Below are 15,513 nucleotides of genomic sequence, written 5' to 3'. Positions count from 1 at the left end.
GCCGTATGAGGTGCGTCAAGACCCGCGGGAGCGGGTGCCCGCGCCTGCGGCGGGGCGCAGGGTTGAAGCGAACGGACAGGAGGCCCCAGATGTCCGGATACCGGCTCCACGACGCCGCCGCCCTGCTCGCGGCGCTCGTGGCCCCCTTCCTCACGGCGCTCGCGCTCGTGCCCTTCCGCGGAGACCTTTCGTCGACGAACGCGGCCCTGATCCTCGTCGTCGCGGTGGTCGCGGTGGCCGCCGTCGGTACGCGGACCGCCGGAGCGGTGGCCGCGCTGTCGGCGGCCGCCTGGTTCGACTTCTTCCTGACCGTGCCCTACCAGCGGTTCACGATCACCGGCCGCGAGGACGTCGGGACGGCGGTCCTGCTGCTCGTCGTCGGCCTGATCGTCTCCCAGCTGTCGGTACGCGCCCGCCGGCTGCGGACCACCGTGACCACCGGCGCCGCTCAGATGGCGAGCCTCCAGGGCACCGTCCGGCTGGCCGAGGACGGCCGCTCGCCGGAGGCGGTCGTCGAGTACGTGCGCAGGGAGCTCGTCGGCCTGCTCGGGCTGCGCGGCTGCCGCTTCGAATACGGAACCCTGATGGGCGGCCTGCCGCGCCTGGAACACGACGGCGGCCTCTGGCTGCGCCGCCCGGACCGGATCACGGAGTACGCCGACTGGCCGGACGGCGAGACCGAGCTGCGGGTCGTCGGCGGCGGCCACTACTACGGCCGCTACCTGCTGGACCCCCTCCCCGGCCCGCCGCCCCCGGAACAGAACCGCCTGGTGGCCGTCGCACTGGCCGCACAGGCCGGCTCCGCCCTGGACACGGCCGGCCTGGCCCACCCGGGCTGACCGGGCCTTCCCCGCCCCTGCCCGTCAGGGTGGCGTTAAGAGTTCCCCTGCGCCCGTATGTAGCCCGTCAAGGCGTCTTAACGCCGGGATGAAGACACGGTTATCTCGTCATCGGCCATCTGGCCGATTCATTACTTCCCACTTCACTCAGGAGCTCGCGATGGCCGATCTGGCCTTCGTCGTCACCACAGTCGCGGTCTTCGCGCTGGTGGCTCTCATCGCCAAGGGGGTGACCAAGCTGTGACTGCCGAGAACATCGTCGGCCTGCTCGTGGCCGTCGCCCTCCTGGGCTACCTCGTCCTCGCCCTCGTCAAGCCGGAGAGGTTCTAGCCACCGATGAGTCCCGTTCTCGCTGGTGTGCTCCAGCTCCTCGCACTACTGGCCGCGCTCGCGCTGGCCTACCGCCCCCTGGGCGACTACATGGCCAAGGTCTACTCCTCCCAGAAGCACTACAAGCCGGAGAAGTGGATCTACAAGGCCATCGGCGCCAACCCGTCCGCCGAGATGCGCTGGCCCGCCTACCTGCGCGGCGTCCTCGCCTTCTCCGCGGTCAGCGTCCTGTTCCTCTACGCCCTCCAGCGCGCCCAGGGCGTCCTGCCCGGCTCGCTCGGCTTCTCCGCGATCGACCCGGACCAGGCCTTCAACACCGCGGCCTCCTTCGTGGCGAACACGAACTGGCAGTCGTACGCCGGTGAGCAGGCCATGGGCCACGTCGTGCAGACGGGCGGGCTGGCGGTGCAGAACTTCGTCTCCGCCGCCGTCGGCATGGCCGTCGCGGTCGCCCTCGTACGGGGCTTCGCGCGCTCCCGCACCGGTGAACTCGGCAACTTCTGGGCCGACCTGGTCCGCGGCACCGTCCGCATCCTGATCCCGATCTCGATCGTCGGGGCCCTGGTCCTGGTCGCCTGCGGGGCGATCCAGAACTTCGCCGGAATCCACGAGGTCGGCCAGTTCACGGGCGGTACCCAGCAGTGGAACGGCGGGGCGGTGGCCTCGCAGGAGGTCATCAAGGAGCTCGGGACGAACGGCGGCGGCTACTTCAACGCCAACTCCGCCCACCCCTTCGAGAACCCGACCCCCTTCTCGAACCTCTTCGAGATCTTCCTGATCCTGGTCATCCCCTTCGCGCTGACCCGCACCTTCGGCCGCATGGTCGGAAGCCTGCGCCAGGGCTACGCGATCCTCGCCACGATGGCGACGATCTGGCTCGGGTTCACCGCGCTGATGATGTGGACCGAGTTCGCCCACCACGGCCCGGCACTCCAGGCCGCCGGCGGGGCGATGGAGGGCAAGGAGACCCGCTTCGGCGTCGGCGCCTCCGCGATCTTCTCGGTCGCCACCACGCTCACCTCGACCGGCGCGGTCAACTCCTTCCACTCCTCCTACACCGGACTGGGCGGCGGGATCCAGCTGCTGGGCATGCAGCTCGGCGAGATCGCGCCCGGCGGTGTCGGCTCCGGCCTGTACGGCATGCTCGTCATGGCGATCATCGCGGTGTTCATCGCCGGCCTGATGGTCGGCCGCACCCCCGAGTACCTGGGCAAGAAGATCGGCACCCGCGAGATCAAGCTCGCCGCCTGCTACATCCTCATCACCCCGGCCCTCGTGCTCTGCTTCACCGCCGCCGCGATGGCCCTGCCGACCCCGCCGCACTCGATGCTCAACTCCGGCGCGCACGGCTTCTCCGAGGTCCTCTACGCCTACACCTCGGGCGCCAACAACAACGGCTCCGCCTTCGGCGGCCTGAACGCCGACACCCAGTGGTACAACACCACGATCGGCCTCGCCATGCTCCTCGGCCGCTTCCTCCCGATGGTGTTCGTCCTCGCGCTCGCCGGCTCGCTCGCCGAGCAGAAGCCCGTCCCCGAGACCGCGGGCACCCTGCGCACCGACAAGCCGCTCTACACGGGCCTGCTCGTCGGCACGATCCTCATCGTCACCGGTCTGACCTACTTCCCCGCGCTCGCGCTGGGGCCGCTCGCCGAAGGGCTCGCATCATGAGCACCGCCACCCCGACCCGTGCTCCGCACGAGGACCTGCCCACGGGCCACAAGCCGCCCGCCGGCCGCGTTGGCGGCGGCCTCTTCGACCCCAAGCAGCTGGTCAAGTCCTTCCCCGACGCGATCCGCAAGCTCGACCCGCGCATCATGATCAAGTCGCCGGTCATGTTCGTGGTCCTCGTCGGGTCGGTCGTCACGACCGCCTTGGCCGTCAAGGACCCGACGGACTGGTTCGGCTGGGCCATCACCGCCTGGCTGTGGCTGACCACGATCTTCGCCAACCTCGCCGAAGCCGTCGCCGAGGGCCGCGGCAAGGCGCAGGCGGACACCCTGCGCAAGGCCAAGACCGACTCCGTGGCCCGCCGTCTCACCGCGGACGGCAGCGAGGAGTCCGTGGCGGGCACCGAGCTGAAGATCGGCGACCGGGTGGTCTGCGAGGCCGGCGACGTCATCCCCGGCGACGGAGACGTCGTCGAAGGCGTCGCGTCCGTCGACGAATCCGCCATCACCGGCGAGTCCGCCCCCGTCATCCGCGAGTCCGGCGGCGACCGCTCCGCCGTCACCGGCGGTACGAAGGTCCTGTCCGACCGGATCGTCATCAAGATCACGACGAAGCCCGGCGAGACCTTCATCGACCGGATGATCGCCCTCGTCGAGGGCGCCGCCCGGCAGAAGACGCCCAACGAGATCGCGCTGAACATCCTTCTGGCGTCCCTCACCATCGTCTTCCTGCTCGCCGTCGTCACCCTCCAGCCCTTCGCGATCTACGCGGGCGCCGAGCAGTCCATGATCGTGCTCACCGCGCTCCTGGTCTGCCTGATCCCGACCACCATCGGCGCCCTGCTCTCGGCGATCGGCATCGCCGGCATGGACCGCCTGGTCCAGCGCAACGTCCTGGCCATGTCCGGCCGCGCCGTCGAGGCCGCCGGTGACGTGTCCACGCTGCTGCTCGACAAGACCGGCACCATCACCCTCGGCAACCGCCAGGCCTCCGAGTTCGTCCCCGTCAAGGGCGTCACCGAGGCCGAGCTGGCGGACGCCGCCCAGCTGTCCTCGCTGGCCGACGAGACGCCCGAGGGCCGTTCCATCGTCGTCCTGGCGAAGGAGAAGTACGGGCTCCGCGAGCGTCACCAGGGCGAGCTGGCGCACGCCACCTGGATCGAGTTCACCGCCCAGACCCGTATGTCGGGCGTGGACGTCGACGGCAGGCAGACCCGCAAGGGCGCGGCCGGCTCGGTCATCACCTGGGTCGAGGAGCAGGGCGGCGAGGTCGCCGACGACGCCGACCTCCTCGCGAACAAGATCTCGGAAGCGGGCGGTACGCCCCTGCTCGTCGCCGTCAAGGACGAGAAGGGCGCACGCGTCCTGGGTGTCATCCACCTCAAGGACGTGGTCAAGGAGGGCATGCGGGAGCGGTTCGACGAGCTGCGCCGCATGGGCATCAAGACCGTCATGATCACGGGCGACAACCCGCTGACCGCGAAGGCCATCGCCGAGGAGGCCGGTGTCGACGACTTCCTCGCCGAGGCCACGCCCGAGGACAAGATGGCCCTCATCAAGCGGGAGCAGGCCGGCGGCAAGCTCGTCGCCATGACGGGCGACGGCACGAACGACGCCCCCGCCCTGGCCCAGGCCGACGTCGGCGTCGCGATGAACACGGGCACCTCGGCCGCCAAGGAGGCCGGGAACATGGTCGACCTGGACTCCAACCCGACCAAGCTCATCGAGATCGTGGAGATCGGCAAGCAGCTCCTGATCACCCGGGGCGCGCTCACCACCTTCTCCATCGCCAACGACGTGGCGAAGTACTTCGCGATCATCCCGGCCATGTTCGCCGTGGTCTACCCGGGCCTGGACAAGCTCAACATCATGGGCCTGCACTCCCCCGAGTCCGCGATCCTCTCCGCCGTCATCTTCAACGCGCTCATCATCATCGCCCTCGTGCCGCTCGCCCTCAAGGGCGTGCAGTACAAGCCCACCAGCGCCGACAAGATGCTCCGCCGCAACCTGGGGCTGTACGGCGTGGGCGGTCTCATCGCCCCGTTCATCGGCATCAAGCTCATCGACCTCCTCATCACCCTCATCCCCGGAATCGGCTGAGACGACATGAACAACTCTGTAGGCAACACCGCGCGCCTGCTCGGCGCCGGGCTCCGGGCACTGCTCGTCCTGACCGTCGTGTGCGGCGTGCTCTACCCGCTCGCCGTCACCGGGATCGCCCAGGCGCTCTTCAACGACAAGGCCAACGGCTCCGAAATCAAGGACAAGAGCGGCAACGTCGTCGGCTCGTCCCTCATCGGGCAGACCTACAACCTGCCCAAGAAGGACCCGAACGACCCCGAGGAGGCCGCCAAGCCGGACCTGAAGTGGTTCCAGCCCCGCCCCTCCAACGGCCTCGGCGCCAACTCGGTCAACACCCAGTACTCGCTGCTCCTCTCCGGCGCCACCAACCGCTCCGCGGACAACGGGGCCGTGAACGGCAAGTGCACCGAGGCCGCCGAGGAGGGCACCCTCTGCGCCCAGGTCGTCGCCGCCAAGGAGGCGGTCATCGCGGACAACTCCACCGCCTCCTACAAGGTCAGGCCGCAGGACGTACCGGCCGACGCCGTCACCTCCTCCGGCTCCGGCCTCGACCCGAACATCTCTCCGGAGTACGCCGAGCTCCAGGTCCGCCGGGTCGCCGAGCGGAACAAGCTCGACGTCAAGCAGGTCGAGAAGCTCGTCGGGGACCACACCACCGGCCGGACCCTCGGCTTCATGGGCGAGCCCCGTGTCAACGTCCTCGAACTGAACACCGCCCTCAAGGCACTGACCAAGAGCTGATGCTCCCCATCGCACGGAACGGGAGCCGGCGGGGCGCGGAACTCCCCCAGCCGACGCTGGGAGGGTGCCCGAGCGCCCCGCCGGCTCCTCACCGTGCCCGTGAACGAAGGAAAGGCTGCTTACCGATGACCCGGGTGCTGGTGGTGGAGGACGATCCCCAGCTCGTCCGCGCACTCAAGATCAACCTCCAGGCGCGCAAATTCGAGGTCGAAGAGGCTCCCGACGGCGGCTCTGCCCTGCGGCTGGCGGCAGCCCGCAGGCCGGACGTCATAGTGCTGGACCTGGGGCTGCCCGACATGGACGGCGTCGACGTGATCAGGAACGTCCGCGGCTGGAGCCGCGTGCCCATCCTGGTCCTCTCCGCCCGGCACACTTCGGAGGACAAGATCCGGGCGCTGGACGCGGGCGCCGACGACTACGTGACGAAACCGTTCAGCATGGACGAGCTCCTCGCCCGGCTGCGCGCGGCCGCCCGAAGGCAGGAGGCCCCGTCGGCGTCTCGGCCCGACGAGGTCGCCGCCGTGACGACCGACGAGTTCACCGTCGACCTCGTCGCACGGAAGGTACGGCGCGGAGACCGCACCGTACGCCTGACTCCGACCGAGTGGCACCTGCTGGAGATCCTCATCACCCACCCGGGCCGACTGATCACACAGGCTCGGCTGCTGCTGGAGGTCTGGGGCCCGACGTACGGGGAGAACACCAACTACCTGCGCGTCTACATGGCCCAGCTACGGCGCAAACTGGAACCGGACCCTTCTCACCCCCGGTACCTGATCACCGAACCGGGCATGGGATACCGCTTCGAACCCTGATCGTCCGCCCGACCGTCGACACAGAAGAAGAGTCTGAACATGGGACGCGGCAAGCTCCGCATCTACCTCGGCGCGGCACCGGGCGTCGGCAAGACGTACGCGATGCTCTCCGAGGCCCACCGCAGGGTCGAGCGGGGCACCGACTGCGTCGTCGGCTTCGTCGAGCACCACAACCGGCCGCGGACCGAGGTCATGCTGCACGGCCTCGAACTCATCGAGCGGGCCGAACTGGACTACCGCGGCTCGACGTTCACCGAAATGGACGTCGACGCGATCCTGGCCCGCCGACCCGCCGTCGCCCTGGTCGACGAGCTCGCGCACACCAACGTCCCCGGCTCCCGCAACGCCAAGCGCTGGCAGGACGTCGAGGAGCTCCTCCAGGCGGGCATCGACGTCGTCTCGACGGTCAACATCCAGCACCTGGAATCGCTGGGCGACGTCGTCGAGACGATCACCGGGGTCCGCCAGCGGGAGACCGTCCCCGACGAGGTCGCCCGGCGGGCGGACCAGATCGAACTGGTCGACATGTCCCCGCAGGCGCTGCGCAGGCGCATGGCCCACGGCAACGTCTACAAGCCCGACAAGGTCGACGCGGCCCTGTCGAACTACTTCCGGCCCGGCAACCTGACCGCGCTGCGCGAGCTGGCGCTGCTGTGGGTGGCCGACCGGGTCGACGAGTACCTCCAGCAGTACCGGGGCGAGCACGACATCCGCTCCACCTGGCAGGCCCGCGAGCGCATCGTCGTCGGCATCACCGGCGGCGCCGAGGGCCGTACGCTCATCCGCCGCGCCGCCCGCCTCGCGGAGAAGGGCGCCGGCGGCGAGGTCCTCGCCGTCTACATCGCCGCCAGCGACGGCCTCACCTCCGCCTCGCCCAAGGAACTCGCCGTCCAGCGGACCCTGGTGGAGGACCTCGGGGGCACCTTCCACCACGTCATAGGCGACGACGTCCCCGACGCCCTGCTGGAGTTCGCCCGCGGCTGCAACGCCACGCAGATCGTGCTGGGCGTCAGCCGCCGGCGCTCCTGGCAGTCCGTCTTCCGGCCCGGTGTCAGCGCCACCGTCGCCCGGGAATCCGGCCCCGACCTCGACGTCCACATCGTCACCCACGACGAGGCCGCCAAGGGCCGCCGCCCCCTGCCGGCGGCCCGCGGCGCGCGGCTCGGCCGCTCCCGCATCATCTGGGGCTGGATCGCTGGCATCGCCGGCCCGGCCGTGCTCGCCGTGCTGCTGAACCAGCTCGTCCCCGAGCTCGGGCTCGCCAACGACATGCTGCTCTTCCTCACGTTCACCGTGGCGGCGGCGCTGTTCGGCGGGCTCCTCCCCGCGCTGGCCTCGGCGGCGTTCGGGTCCCTGCTGCTGAACTACTACTTCACCCCGCCGCTGCACGAGTTCACCATCTCCGACCCCAAGAACATCGTGGCCATCGCGATCTTCGTGGGCGTGGCGGTGTCGGTGGCCTCCGTGGTCGACCTCGCCGCCCGGCGCACCCACCAGGCCGCCCGCCTGCGCGCCGAGTCCGAGATCCTCTCCTTCCTCGCCGGCAACGTGCTGCGCGGCGAGGACTCCCTCGACGCCCTGCTCGAACGACTGCGCGAGACCTTCGCCATGCAGTCGGTCGTCCTCCTGGAACGCACCAGTGAGGTCGAGCCGTGGACGACGGCGGCCTCCGTCGGCACCGGCCCCGTCAGCCGGCCCGAGGACGCCGACGTCGACCTCCCCATAGGCGACGACATGGCACTCGCCCTGACCGGCCGGGTCCTGCCCGCCGAGGACCGCCGCGTCCTCGGCGCCTTCGCCGCCCAGGCGGCCGTCGTCCTCGACCGCCAGCGCCTCGTGGACGAGGCGGAGAAGTCGCGCGAGCTCGCCGAGGCGAACCGCATCCGCACCGCCCTGCTCGCCGCCGTCAGCCACGACCTGCGCACCCCGCTCGCCGGCATCAAGGCGTCCGTCACCTCACTGCGCTCCGACGACGTCGAATGGTCCGAGGAGGACAAGGCCGAGCTGCTCGAAGGCATCGAGGACGGCGCCGACCGCCTCGCCGCCCTGATCGGCAACCTCCTCGACATGTCCCGGCTGAACACCGGCACCGTCGTCCCGCTCATCCGGGAGACCGACCTCGACGAGGTCGTCCCCATGGCCCTGGGCGGCGTACCGGAGGACAGCGTGGACCTGGACATCCCGGAGACGCTCCCGATGGTCGCCGTGGACCGGGGCCTGCTGGAACGGGCCGTCGCCAACATCGTCGAGAACGCCGTCAAGTACAGCCCCCACGGCCAGCCCGTCAACGTCTCCGCGAGCGCCCTGGGGAGCCGCGTGGAGCTCCGGGTCGTCGACCGGGGCCCGGGCGTCCCCGACGAGGCCAAGAACCGTATCTTCGAGCCCTTCCAGCGCCACGGCGACGCCCCGCGCGGGGCCGGCGTCGGTCTGGGCCTCGCCGTCGCCCGCGGCTTCACCGAGGCCATCGGAGGCACCCTCGCGGCGGAGGACACCCCGGGCGGCGGCCTCACCATGGTCCTCACCCTCCCCATGGCGGGCGACGGCCCTCCGGTATCGCCGGAGCTGCCGACGTCCGCGGTGACCTGACGTCGAGGCGGCCGACCGACGCACGCGAGCCGTCCGGCCCCGGTATCCCCACACCGGAGAGCCGGACGGCTCATGTGTCGTACGACGGGTGACCGGCACGCGGTCGCACAGGTCCCCACCCCCACGGCGGGGCCCCGCGCCGCTCCGGGCGGTGTTCAGGTCACCGCCACCAGCCGCGTGCCGCCGGACCGTCTTCCGGCTCCGTCGCCCCACCAGTCTGCGACCCGCCGACGGCTGCGGCAGCTCGCCTTGACGGGTTCCTTCCGCACGGAAGCCGATCTTTGATGCGGCCCTGACGAATGGTCGTCAGAAGGCCGTCAAGAAGCCTTCGAGCGCTTGCCTCCGCGTCCGCGATGCGCTGGGATTGCGCCATGAACAGCGGTCCGCGCTACGACGACCGGCCACCGAATCCGGTGCGGCCGACGGCGCCCGCTGTCCGCCCGGCCCTCTGACGTCGGCCGCGCGTCCTGCGCGTACCGGCTGCCGCCGCCCGCTTGAAGGGCGCTGCCGCAGGCTCCATACGCATCATCACCCTCACCTTCACCGTATGACCTGATCCCATGCTGCCCCCTCTCACGCCGGGGCACCGGGCACGTCAGGCATGCCTTCTCCCGGGAATCCGCCATGTCCTCATCCCTGTCCGGCCGTACCGTCCTCGTCACCGGAGCCTCCTCAGGCATCGGCTACGAGACCGCGCGCCGGCTCGCCGAGCTCGGCGCCACCGTTCTCCTGCACGGCCGCACGCCGGAGGAGGCCCAGGCGGCCGCCGACCGGCTGATCGCGACCGCCGGGGTCAACGGCGCCCGGCTCCGGCCGCTCGCCGCCGACTTCACCCGCCTGGAGGAGGTCGAGAACCTCGCCCACGCCGTCGTGCGCGACCACCCGCGCCTGGACGTACTCGTCAACAACGCGGCCATCGCCGCGCCCGAGCGCCACACGCTGACCGCCGACGGCAACGAGATCGCCTTCCAGGTCAACTTCCTGGCCCACTACCTCCTCACCGACCTCCTGGAGTCCGCCCTCGCCGGCGACCCCGGCGGGCGCGTCGTCAACGTCTCCTCCGCGCTGCACCGTTCCGGCGCCATCCAGTGGAACGACCCGCAGCGCGTGCGGCGCTACTCCCGCCTCGCCGCGTACGCCCAGTCGCAGCTCGCGCTGACCGTCTTCGCCGCCGACCCGCGCGTCACCGCCGTCTCCGTCGACCCCGGCGTCTGCGAGACCGGCCTCCTCCCGCTGTACGGGCACGCGGGCGCCCCGGCGGCAGAGGGTGCACGGCACGTCGTACGGCTCTGCGACCCGGCCACCGAGATCGTCAACGGCGCCTACTACGACCGCTCCGAGCGCGTCGCCCCGGCCCCCGCCGCCACCGAGGACCGCACCGTCAAGCGCCTCAACAAACTCGCCGACCTCCTCGTCGGCCACACCGCCTGAAGGGCTCCACGGACATGTCCAAGCGCGCACGCAAGAAGAGGGCCCGCCGCAAGAAGGGCTCCAACCACGGCGGCAAGCCCAACTGCTGACCGGCGACCCACCCCGTGGGGCGGCCCTCCGAAGGGCCGCCCCACTCCCATGCCCCGGCAAGGAGTGCCCGTGATCCGGCGGTACGGCTCGGAGGACGTCAAGGTCCTCACGCCTCGAAGCGGTACCCCATGCCGGGGGCGGTGATGAGATGGCGTGGGCGCGAGGGGTCGGCTTCCAGCTTCCGCCGCAGGTGGGCCATGTACACCCGCAGGTAGTTGGTCTGCGTGCCGTAGGAGGAGCCCCACACCTCCTGGAGCAGCCGCCGCTGGCTGACGAGACGGCCCCGGTTGCGGATCAGGATCTCCAGCACGTGCCATTCCGTCGGCGTGAGCCTGACGCCCTGCCCTCTTCGCCTGGCCTTCTTCGCCAGCAGGTCGATGGTGAACTCCTCCGTCTCGACCACCTCTTCGTCCGCGGCGCCCGGTTCCCGCACCGACACGCGGCGGCCGACGGCCTTCAGCCGGGCCAGCAGTTCGTCCATGCTGAAGGGCTTGGTGACGTAGTCGTCGGCGCCGGCGTCCAGGGCGTCGATCTTCTCCTGCGAGCCGTGGCGGGCCGAGACGACCAGGACGGGGACCTGCGACCACACGCGCAGCCGCCTGATCACCTCGATCCCGTCCATGTCGGGGAGCCCGAGGTCGAGCAGGACCACGTCCGGCCGGCGGGCCGCCACGGCGTCCAGGGCCGTGCCTCCGTCCTGCGCGCAGTCCACTTCGTACTTCCGCGCCTTCAGATTGATGACCAGCAGCCGCGCAAGCTGCGGTTCGTCGTCCACCACCAGCACCCGCGTCATCGCTGTGCCGCCTTCCCGTCGAACGTCCTGTGAGATCCGCACCGGCCGGCCGGCTGGCTTTCCCTGCCTTCGGTCCCGGATACGGCTGATTCTGCGAGCCCCGCCCGGAGGCGATGCGCCCCGTTGACGGCCCTCTGATGGCGGTCCGGTACTTCTTGACGTGCCGGTGATATCGGGCGCGGGCGGTATCAGAGCCGTGTCAAGGACTCGTCGTCCGCCTTGAGCCCTCCTTTGCACGGCGGTTGAATGGGGGATGTGAACAGCGGTCTGCGCCACGACGACCGGCCACCGCATACGGTGCGCCCGGCCCCGCGCGCCGTTCACCCGCCGGTGCGCTGACGCACCGCACACACCGCGGCCGCCCGCCCCGCCCGAAACGCGGGCGGCCGCTCCCACCACTGCCCGCTGTCCCCGTCAGTCCGGCGCCCGCGAAACCGCACCTCCGGTCGCGCCCCGGCCGGGAGCAGTGTTTCCGCCTTCCCCGGACCGCACCGCGCGGCCGGTCCGCGCACCCGTGCACCCGTGCACCGCCTGGAGACGATTCATGATCGAGATCGGTCCGCAGCAGCTTCCCCTCCTCAGCCGTTGGTTTCCCACCGGCTCCCCCGGCCCCGGCGCCCTCGCCGAGCACGCGCTGACCACGGGCACCGGCCGCTGGTGGGCCGACCGCCCCGACCGGCCCCGCGTCCTCGCCGTCGGCTGCGCGGACCACGTGCTGCTGCGCGGCGACCCGGGCGCGCTCGCACCGGACGCCCTGGTCCGGTTCGCGGACCGGTACGTCGAGGCCCCGGCTCGCTTCTGGCCTGCCCTCGGCTCCGCCTTCGAACGCGTCGTCCCCTGGGAACGGATGCTGTACGTCCACCAGGCCCAGGCATCCGTGTCCCCGCCCCGGACCCCGCGCGGCGTGACGGTGCGGCGGCTGACGCCCGCGGACGGGCCGGCGCTGGCCGGCCTGCACCCCGAGCACGCCTGGGTGCACGCCAGTTGGGGCGGACCCACGGCGCTCGCCGCATCCGGCCACGCGTGGGGCGCACTCGCCAAGGGCCGGGTGCTCTCCGTCGCCTGCACCTACTTCCTCGGCAGCGCCTACGAGGACATCGCCGTCGTCACCGTGCCGGACCGCCGCCGCGAACGCCTCGCGCTGGCCTGCGTCGCCGGCCTGGCGGCCGACATCCGGGCCCGGGGGCGCACGCCGAGCTGGTGCTGCTCGCGCGACAACCGGCCCAGCCGGCTGCTGGCCTGGACGGCCGGGTTCCGGCTGACCCGCGAGTACGTCCACCACGCCACCGGCCGTGCCTCCTCCGGGTCAAGAGAACGCACCGCCTTCGCCCTATCGGTGCAACGGCCGTCAATACACCGTCAAAGTCCCCCCGGACAGCCGTTAGAAGTGCATCAGGGACGTTTCACTCCCGGCTCCGCTGCTGTTCGCTGGTGAGGTTGAGGACGCGCGGAGGAGTCGGGTGCGGGTGGGTACGGAGAACATCGTCGGCATCATCATTGCGGTCTGCCTGGTCGGGTACCTGGTCCTGGCGTACCTGTTCCCCGAGAAGTTCTGATCATGACGGACATGGACGGGGAAGGACGGGAGGCAACGGCCGGGCCGGCCCGGCGGCCCGGGAGGCTCAAGGTCTTCCTGGGCGCGGCCCCCGGCGTCGGCAAGACGTGCCGGATGCTCGACGAGGCGCACCGCAGGACCGCCCGCGGCGCGGACGTGGTGGCCGGCTTCGTCGAATGCCACCGGCGCCGTCACACCGAGGCGAAGCTCAGGGGCCTGGAGGCCCTCCCCCCGGCCGAGCACGTCCACCGCGGCCGCACCTACGCGGAGCTGGACCGCCGGGCGCTGTCGGCCAGGCGCCCGCAGGTGGTACTGATCGACGAGCTCGCCCACACCAACGTCCCGGGCGGCGGCCGCCACCCGAAGCGCTGGCAGGACGTCGAGGACATCCTGGCCTCCGGGATCGACGTCGTCACGACGCTCGACATCCAGCACCTGGAGTCGCTGAGAGACGTCGTCGAGAAGATCACCGGAGTGCCGCAGCGCGAGACGGTGCCCGACGAGTTCGTGCGCCGCGCCGACGAGATAGAGCTGGTCGACATACCCCCCGAGGGACTGCGCCGCCGGATGGCACACGGCAACATCTATCCCGCGGAACGGATCGACGCCTCCCTCGCGAACTACTTCCGCCCCGGCAATCTCATCGCGCTGCGGGAACTGGCCCTGCTGTGGCTGGTCGGGCGGGTGGACGAGGCCCTGCACAAGTACCGCGTCGAGCACGGCATCGGGGAGGTCTGGGAGACCCGGGAACGGGTGGTGGTGGCGCTCACGGGCGGCCCCGAGGGCGAGACCCTGATCCGCCGCGCCGCCCGCATCGCCGGCCGGTCCGCCGGCGGCGAGCTGCTCGCCGTACACGTCGCGCGCAGCGACGGCCTCGCCGCCGGGGTCTCGCACGCGGCGCTCGCCGCGCAGCGGGCCCTCGTCGAGGACCTGGGCGGCAGCTACCACTCGGTCGTGGGCGACGGAGTCCCCACGGCGCTGTCGGAGTTCGCCCTGGCTGAGAACGCCACCCAGCTGGTCCTCGGTACCAGCCGGCGCCGCAGGCTTGAACGTTTCCTCACCGGCCGGGGAATCGGCGAGACCGTGGTCGCGCTGTCCGGGGACATCGACGTCCACATGGTCACGCACGAACGGGCGGGCCACGGCCGGCTGCTGCCCTCCCGCCGCCGCACGCTCCCCACCTCCCGGCTCGTCGCCGGGCCCGTGGCCGGTGTGGTGCTCCCGGTGCTGCTCACCCTCGCCCTCGACCGGATACGCGGCACGTTCAACCTCACCAGCGAAGCACTGCTCTTCCTCGTGACCGTCGTCGGGGTGGCCTGCATCGGCGGAGTGGCCTCCGCCCTCGTCGCGGCGCTGACCGCCGCGCTGCTCCTCAACTACTGGTTCATGCCGCCCATAGGCGAGTTCACGATGAGCGACCCGGACAGCGTGCTGGCACTGGTGGTCTTCGCCGTCGTCGCCGCCACCGTGGCCGCAGCGGCGGACCGGTCCCTGCGGCTCTCGCGCCGCGCCGCCCGGGCCACCGCCGAGGCGGAGACCATGTCCGCGCTGGCCGGCAGCATCGTCCGGGGCGACCAGGCGGTGCCGGCGCTGCTGGAACGTGCCCGGGAGACCTTCGGCATGGACACCGTCGATCTGACGTCGGAGCCCCCGGACACGGGACCGGGAACGGACGGCACCCGGACGGAGGCCGGCCCCGGCCTGGTGGTCCGCGCCGGATCCGGGTCCTTCCTCGTCCTGCGCGGCCGTACGCCGCCCTCCTCCGAACGCCGCGTACTGACCGCGTTCGCCGCGCACGTCGGCGCCGCGGTCGAGCGGGCCCGCCTGGCCGAGGCCGCCGCCGAGGTCGAACCCATCAAGGCCGCCGACCGCCTGCGCACCGCCCTGCTCCGCGCCGTCAGCCACGACCTGCGGACCCCGCTGGCGGGGGCGCTGGCCGCGGTCAGCTCACTGCGCGCCCCGGACGTGGAATTCTCCGAAGGCGACCGGGCGGAGCTGCTCGAATCCGCCGAGACGTCCCTGAACCGGCTGAACCGCCTGGTGGAGAACCTGCTCGACCTCAGCCGCCTGCAGGCCGGCGCCCTCACCCTCGCCCTGCGCGCCACCACCCTGGAGGAGGTCCTGCCGGCCGCCCTGGAGTCTCTGGAGCTGCCGCCCGCGGCAGCTCCCGCCGTCGACGTGCAGAACCTGGAGACGGTACCGGCGCTGCGGGCGGATCCCCCTCTCCTCGAACGCGTACTGGCGAACCTGGTCGGCAACGCGGTCCGCCACGCCCCCGCCGACCGCCCCGTGCTGGTGACGGCGAGTTCCCTGGCCGGCCGCGTCGAGATCAGGATCGCCGACCGGGGCCCCGGGATCGCCCCCGACGACCGCGAACGCGCCTTCGAGCCCTTCCAGCGCCTCGGCGACCGGGACAACACCGCCGGACTCGGCCTCGGCCTGGCCCTGGCCCGAGGACTCACCGAGGCGATGGACGGCACGCTCACCGCCGAGGACACCCCCGGCGGAGGCCTGACCATGGTCCTGTCCCTGCCCGTCGACGCCGATGCGGCCGCCGGGCGGCTCTGACCGCTTGACCCCG

12 protein-coding genes are annotated in these 15,513 nt (G+C 71.5%); 11 read left to right on the top strand and 1 reads right to left on the bottom strand.

Going from position 1 to position 15,513, the window contains the following annotated elements:
- Nucleotides 1–89 precede the first annotated feature (89 nt).
- The 8 genes from AB0O29_RS08145 to AB0O29_RS08110 all read left to right on the top strand — a co-directional run bounded on the left by AB0O29_RS08145 (nt 90) and on the right by AB0O29_RS08110 (nt 10,494).
- The gene (locus tag AB0O29_RS08145; RefSeq protein ID WP_365147899.1) at nt 90–839 is read left to right on the top strand and encodes a DUF4118 domain-containing protein; all 750 of its coding nucleotides are present in this window, start codon (nt 90–92) and stop codon (nt 837–839) included.
- A 240-nt stretch (nt 840–1,079) separates the two neighbouring features.
- Complete coding sequence (kdpF, locus tag AB0O29_RS08140; protein ID WP_266387857.1) at nt 1,080–1,169, top strand: K(+)-transporting ATPase subunit F; 90 nt, start codon at nt 1,080–1,082, stop codon at nt 1,167–1,169.
- 6 nt (nt 1,170–1,175) lie between these two features.
- Entirely contained in the window at nt 1,176–2,840 is a 1,665-nt protein-coding gene (gene kdpA / locus AB0O29_RS08135) for a potassium-transporting ATPase subunit KdpA (protein WP_365147895.1), read from the top strand.
- The gene (gene kdpB / locus AB0O29_RS08130; RefSeq protein ID WP_365147892.1) at nt 2,837–4,939 is read left to right on the top strand and encodes a potassium-transporting ATPase subunit KdpB; all 2,103 of its coding nucleotides are present in this window, start codon (nt 2,837–2,839) and stop codon (nt 4,937–4,939) included. Before kdpA ends, kdpB begins: the two co-directional genes overlap by 4 nt.
- A gap of 6 nt (nt 4,940–4,945) precedes the next feature.
- Complete coding sequence (locus AB0O29_RS08125) at nt 4,946–5,662, top strand: potassium-transporting ATPase subunit C (RefSeq protein WP_365147889.1); 717 nt, start codon at nt 4,946–4,948, stop codon at nt 5,660–5,662.
- A gap of 125 nt (nt 5,663–5,787) precedes the next feature.
- Nucleotides 5,788–6,477, top strand: coding sequence for a response regulator (locus tag AB0O29_RS08120; RefSeq protein ID WP_365147886.1), 690 nt, complete (start codon nt 5,788–5,790; stop codon nt 6,475–6,477).
- A gap of 39 nt (nt 6,478–6,516) precedes the next feature.
- On the top strand, nt 6,517–9,063 hold the full coding sequence (locus tag AB0O29_RS08115; RefSeq protein ID WP_365147883.1) for a sensor histidine kinase KdpD: 2,547 nt from the start codon (nt 6,517–6,519) through the stop codon (nt 9,061–9,063).
- Nucleotides 9,064–9,687: 624 nt separating this feature from the next.
- On the top strand, nt 9,688–10,494 hold the full coding sequence (locus tag AB0O29_RS08110; protein WP_365147880.1) for an SDR family NAD(P)-dependent oxidoreductase: 807 nt from the start codon (nt 9,688–9,690) through the stop codon (nt 10,492–10,494).
- 196 nt (nt 10,495–10,690) lie between these two features.
- On the opposite strand, the gene AB0O29_RS08105 is transcribed toward AB0O29_RS08110, so the two are convergent.
- The gene (locus tag AB0O29_RS08105) at nt 10,691–11,377 is read right to left on the bottom strand and encodes a response regulator transcription factor (RefSeq protein WP_365147877.1); all 687 of its coding nucleotides are present in this window, start codon (nt 11,375–11,377) and stop codon (nt 10,691–10,693) included.
- A gap of 544 nt (nt 11,378–11,921) precedes the next feature.
- Here AB0O29_RS08105 and AB0O29_RS08100 point away from each other — a divergent pair.
- From AB0O29_RS08100 to AB0O29_RS08090, 3 genes are read left to right on the top strand one after another with little or no spacing between them, the layout of a single operon-like run.
- Nucleotides 11,922–12,812: a GNAT family N-acetyltransferase gene (locus AB0O29_RS08100; RefSeq protein ID WP_365147874.1), complete on the top strand. Its 891-nt coding sequence runs from the start codon at nt 11,922–11,924 to the stop codon at nt 12,810–12,812.
- A gap of 31 nt (nt 12,813–12,843) precedes the next feature.
- Nucleotides 12,844–12,933: a K(+)-transporting ATPase subunit F gene (gene kdpF / locus AB0O29_RS08095; RefSeq protein WP_365147871.1), complete on the top strand. Its 90-nt coding sequence runs from the start codon at nt 12,844–12,846 to the stop codon at nt 12,931–12,933.
- A gap of 11 nt (nt 12,934–12,944) precedes the next feature.
- Nucleotides 12,945–15,500 carry an ATP-binding protein gene (locus AB0O29_RS08090; protein WP_365148015.1) on the top strand — a complete coding sequence of 852 codons (2,556 nt, stop codon included), beginning with the start codon at nt 12,945–12,947 and terminating at the stop codon, nt 15,498–15,500.
- The last annotated feature ends 13 nt before the right edge of the window (nt 15,501–15,513 follow it).

The sequence above is a fragment of the Streptomyces sp. NPDC089915 genome, assembly GCF_040684675.1.
Lineage (GTDB): Bacteria > Actinomycetota > Actinomycetes > Streptomycetales > Streptomycetaceae > Streptomyces.
This window is presented reverse-complemented; position numbering and strand designations above follow the sequence as displayed.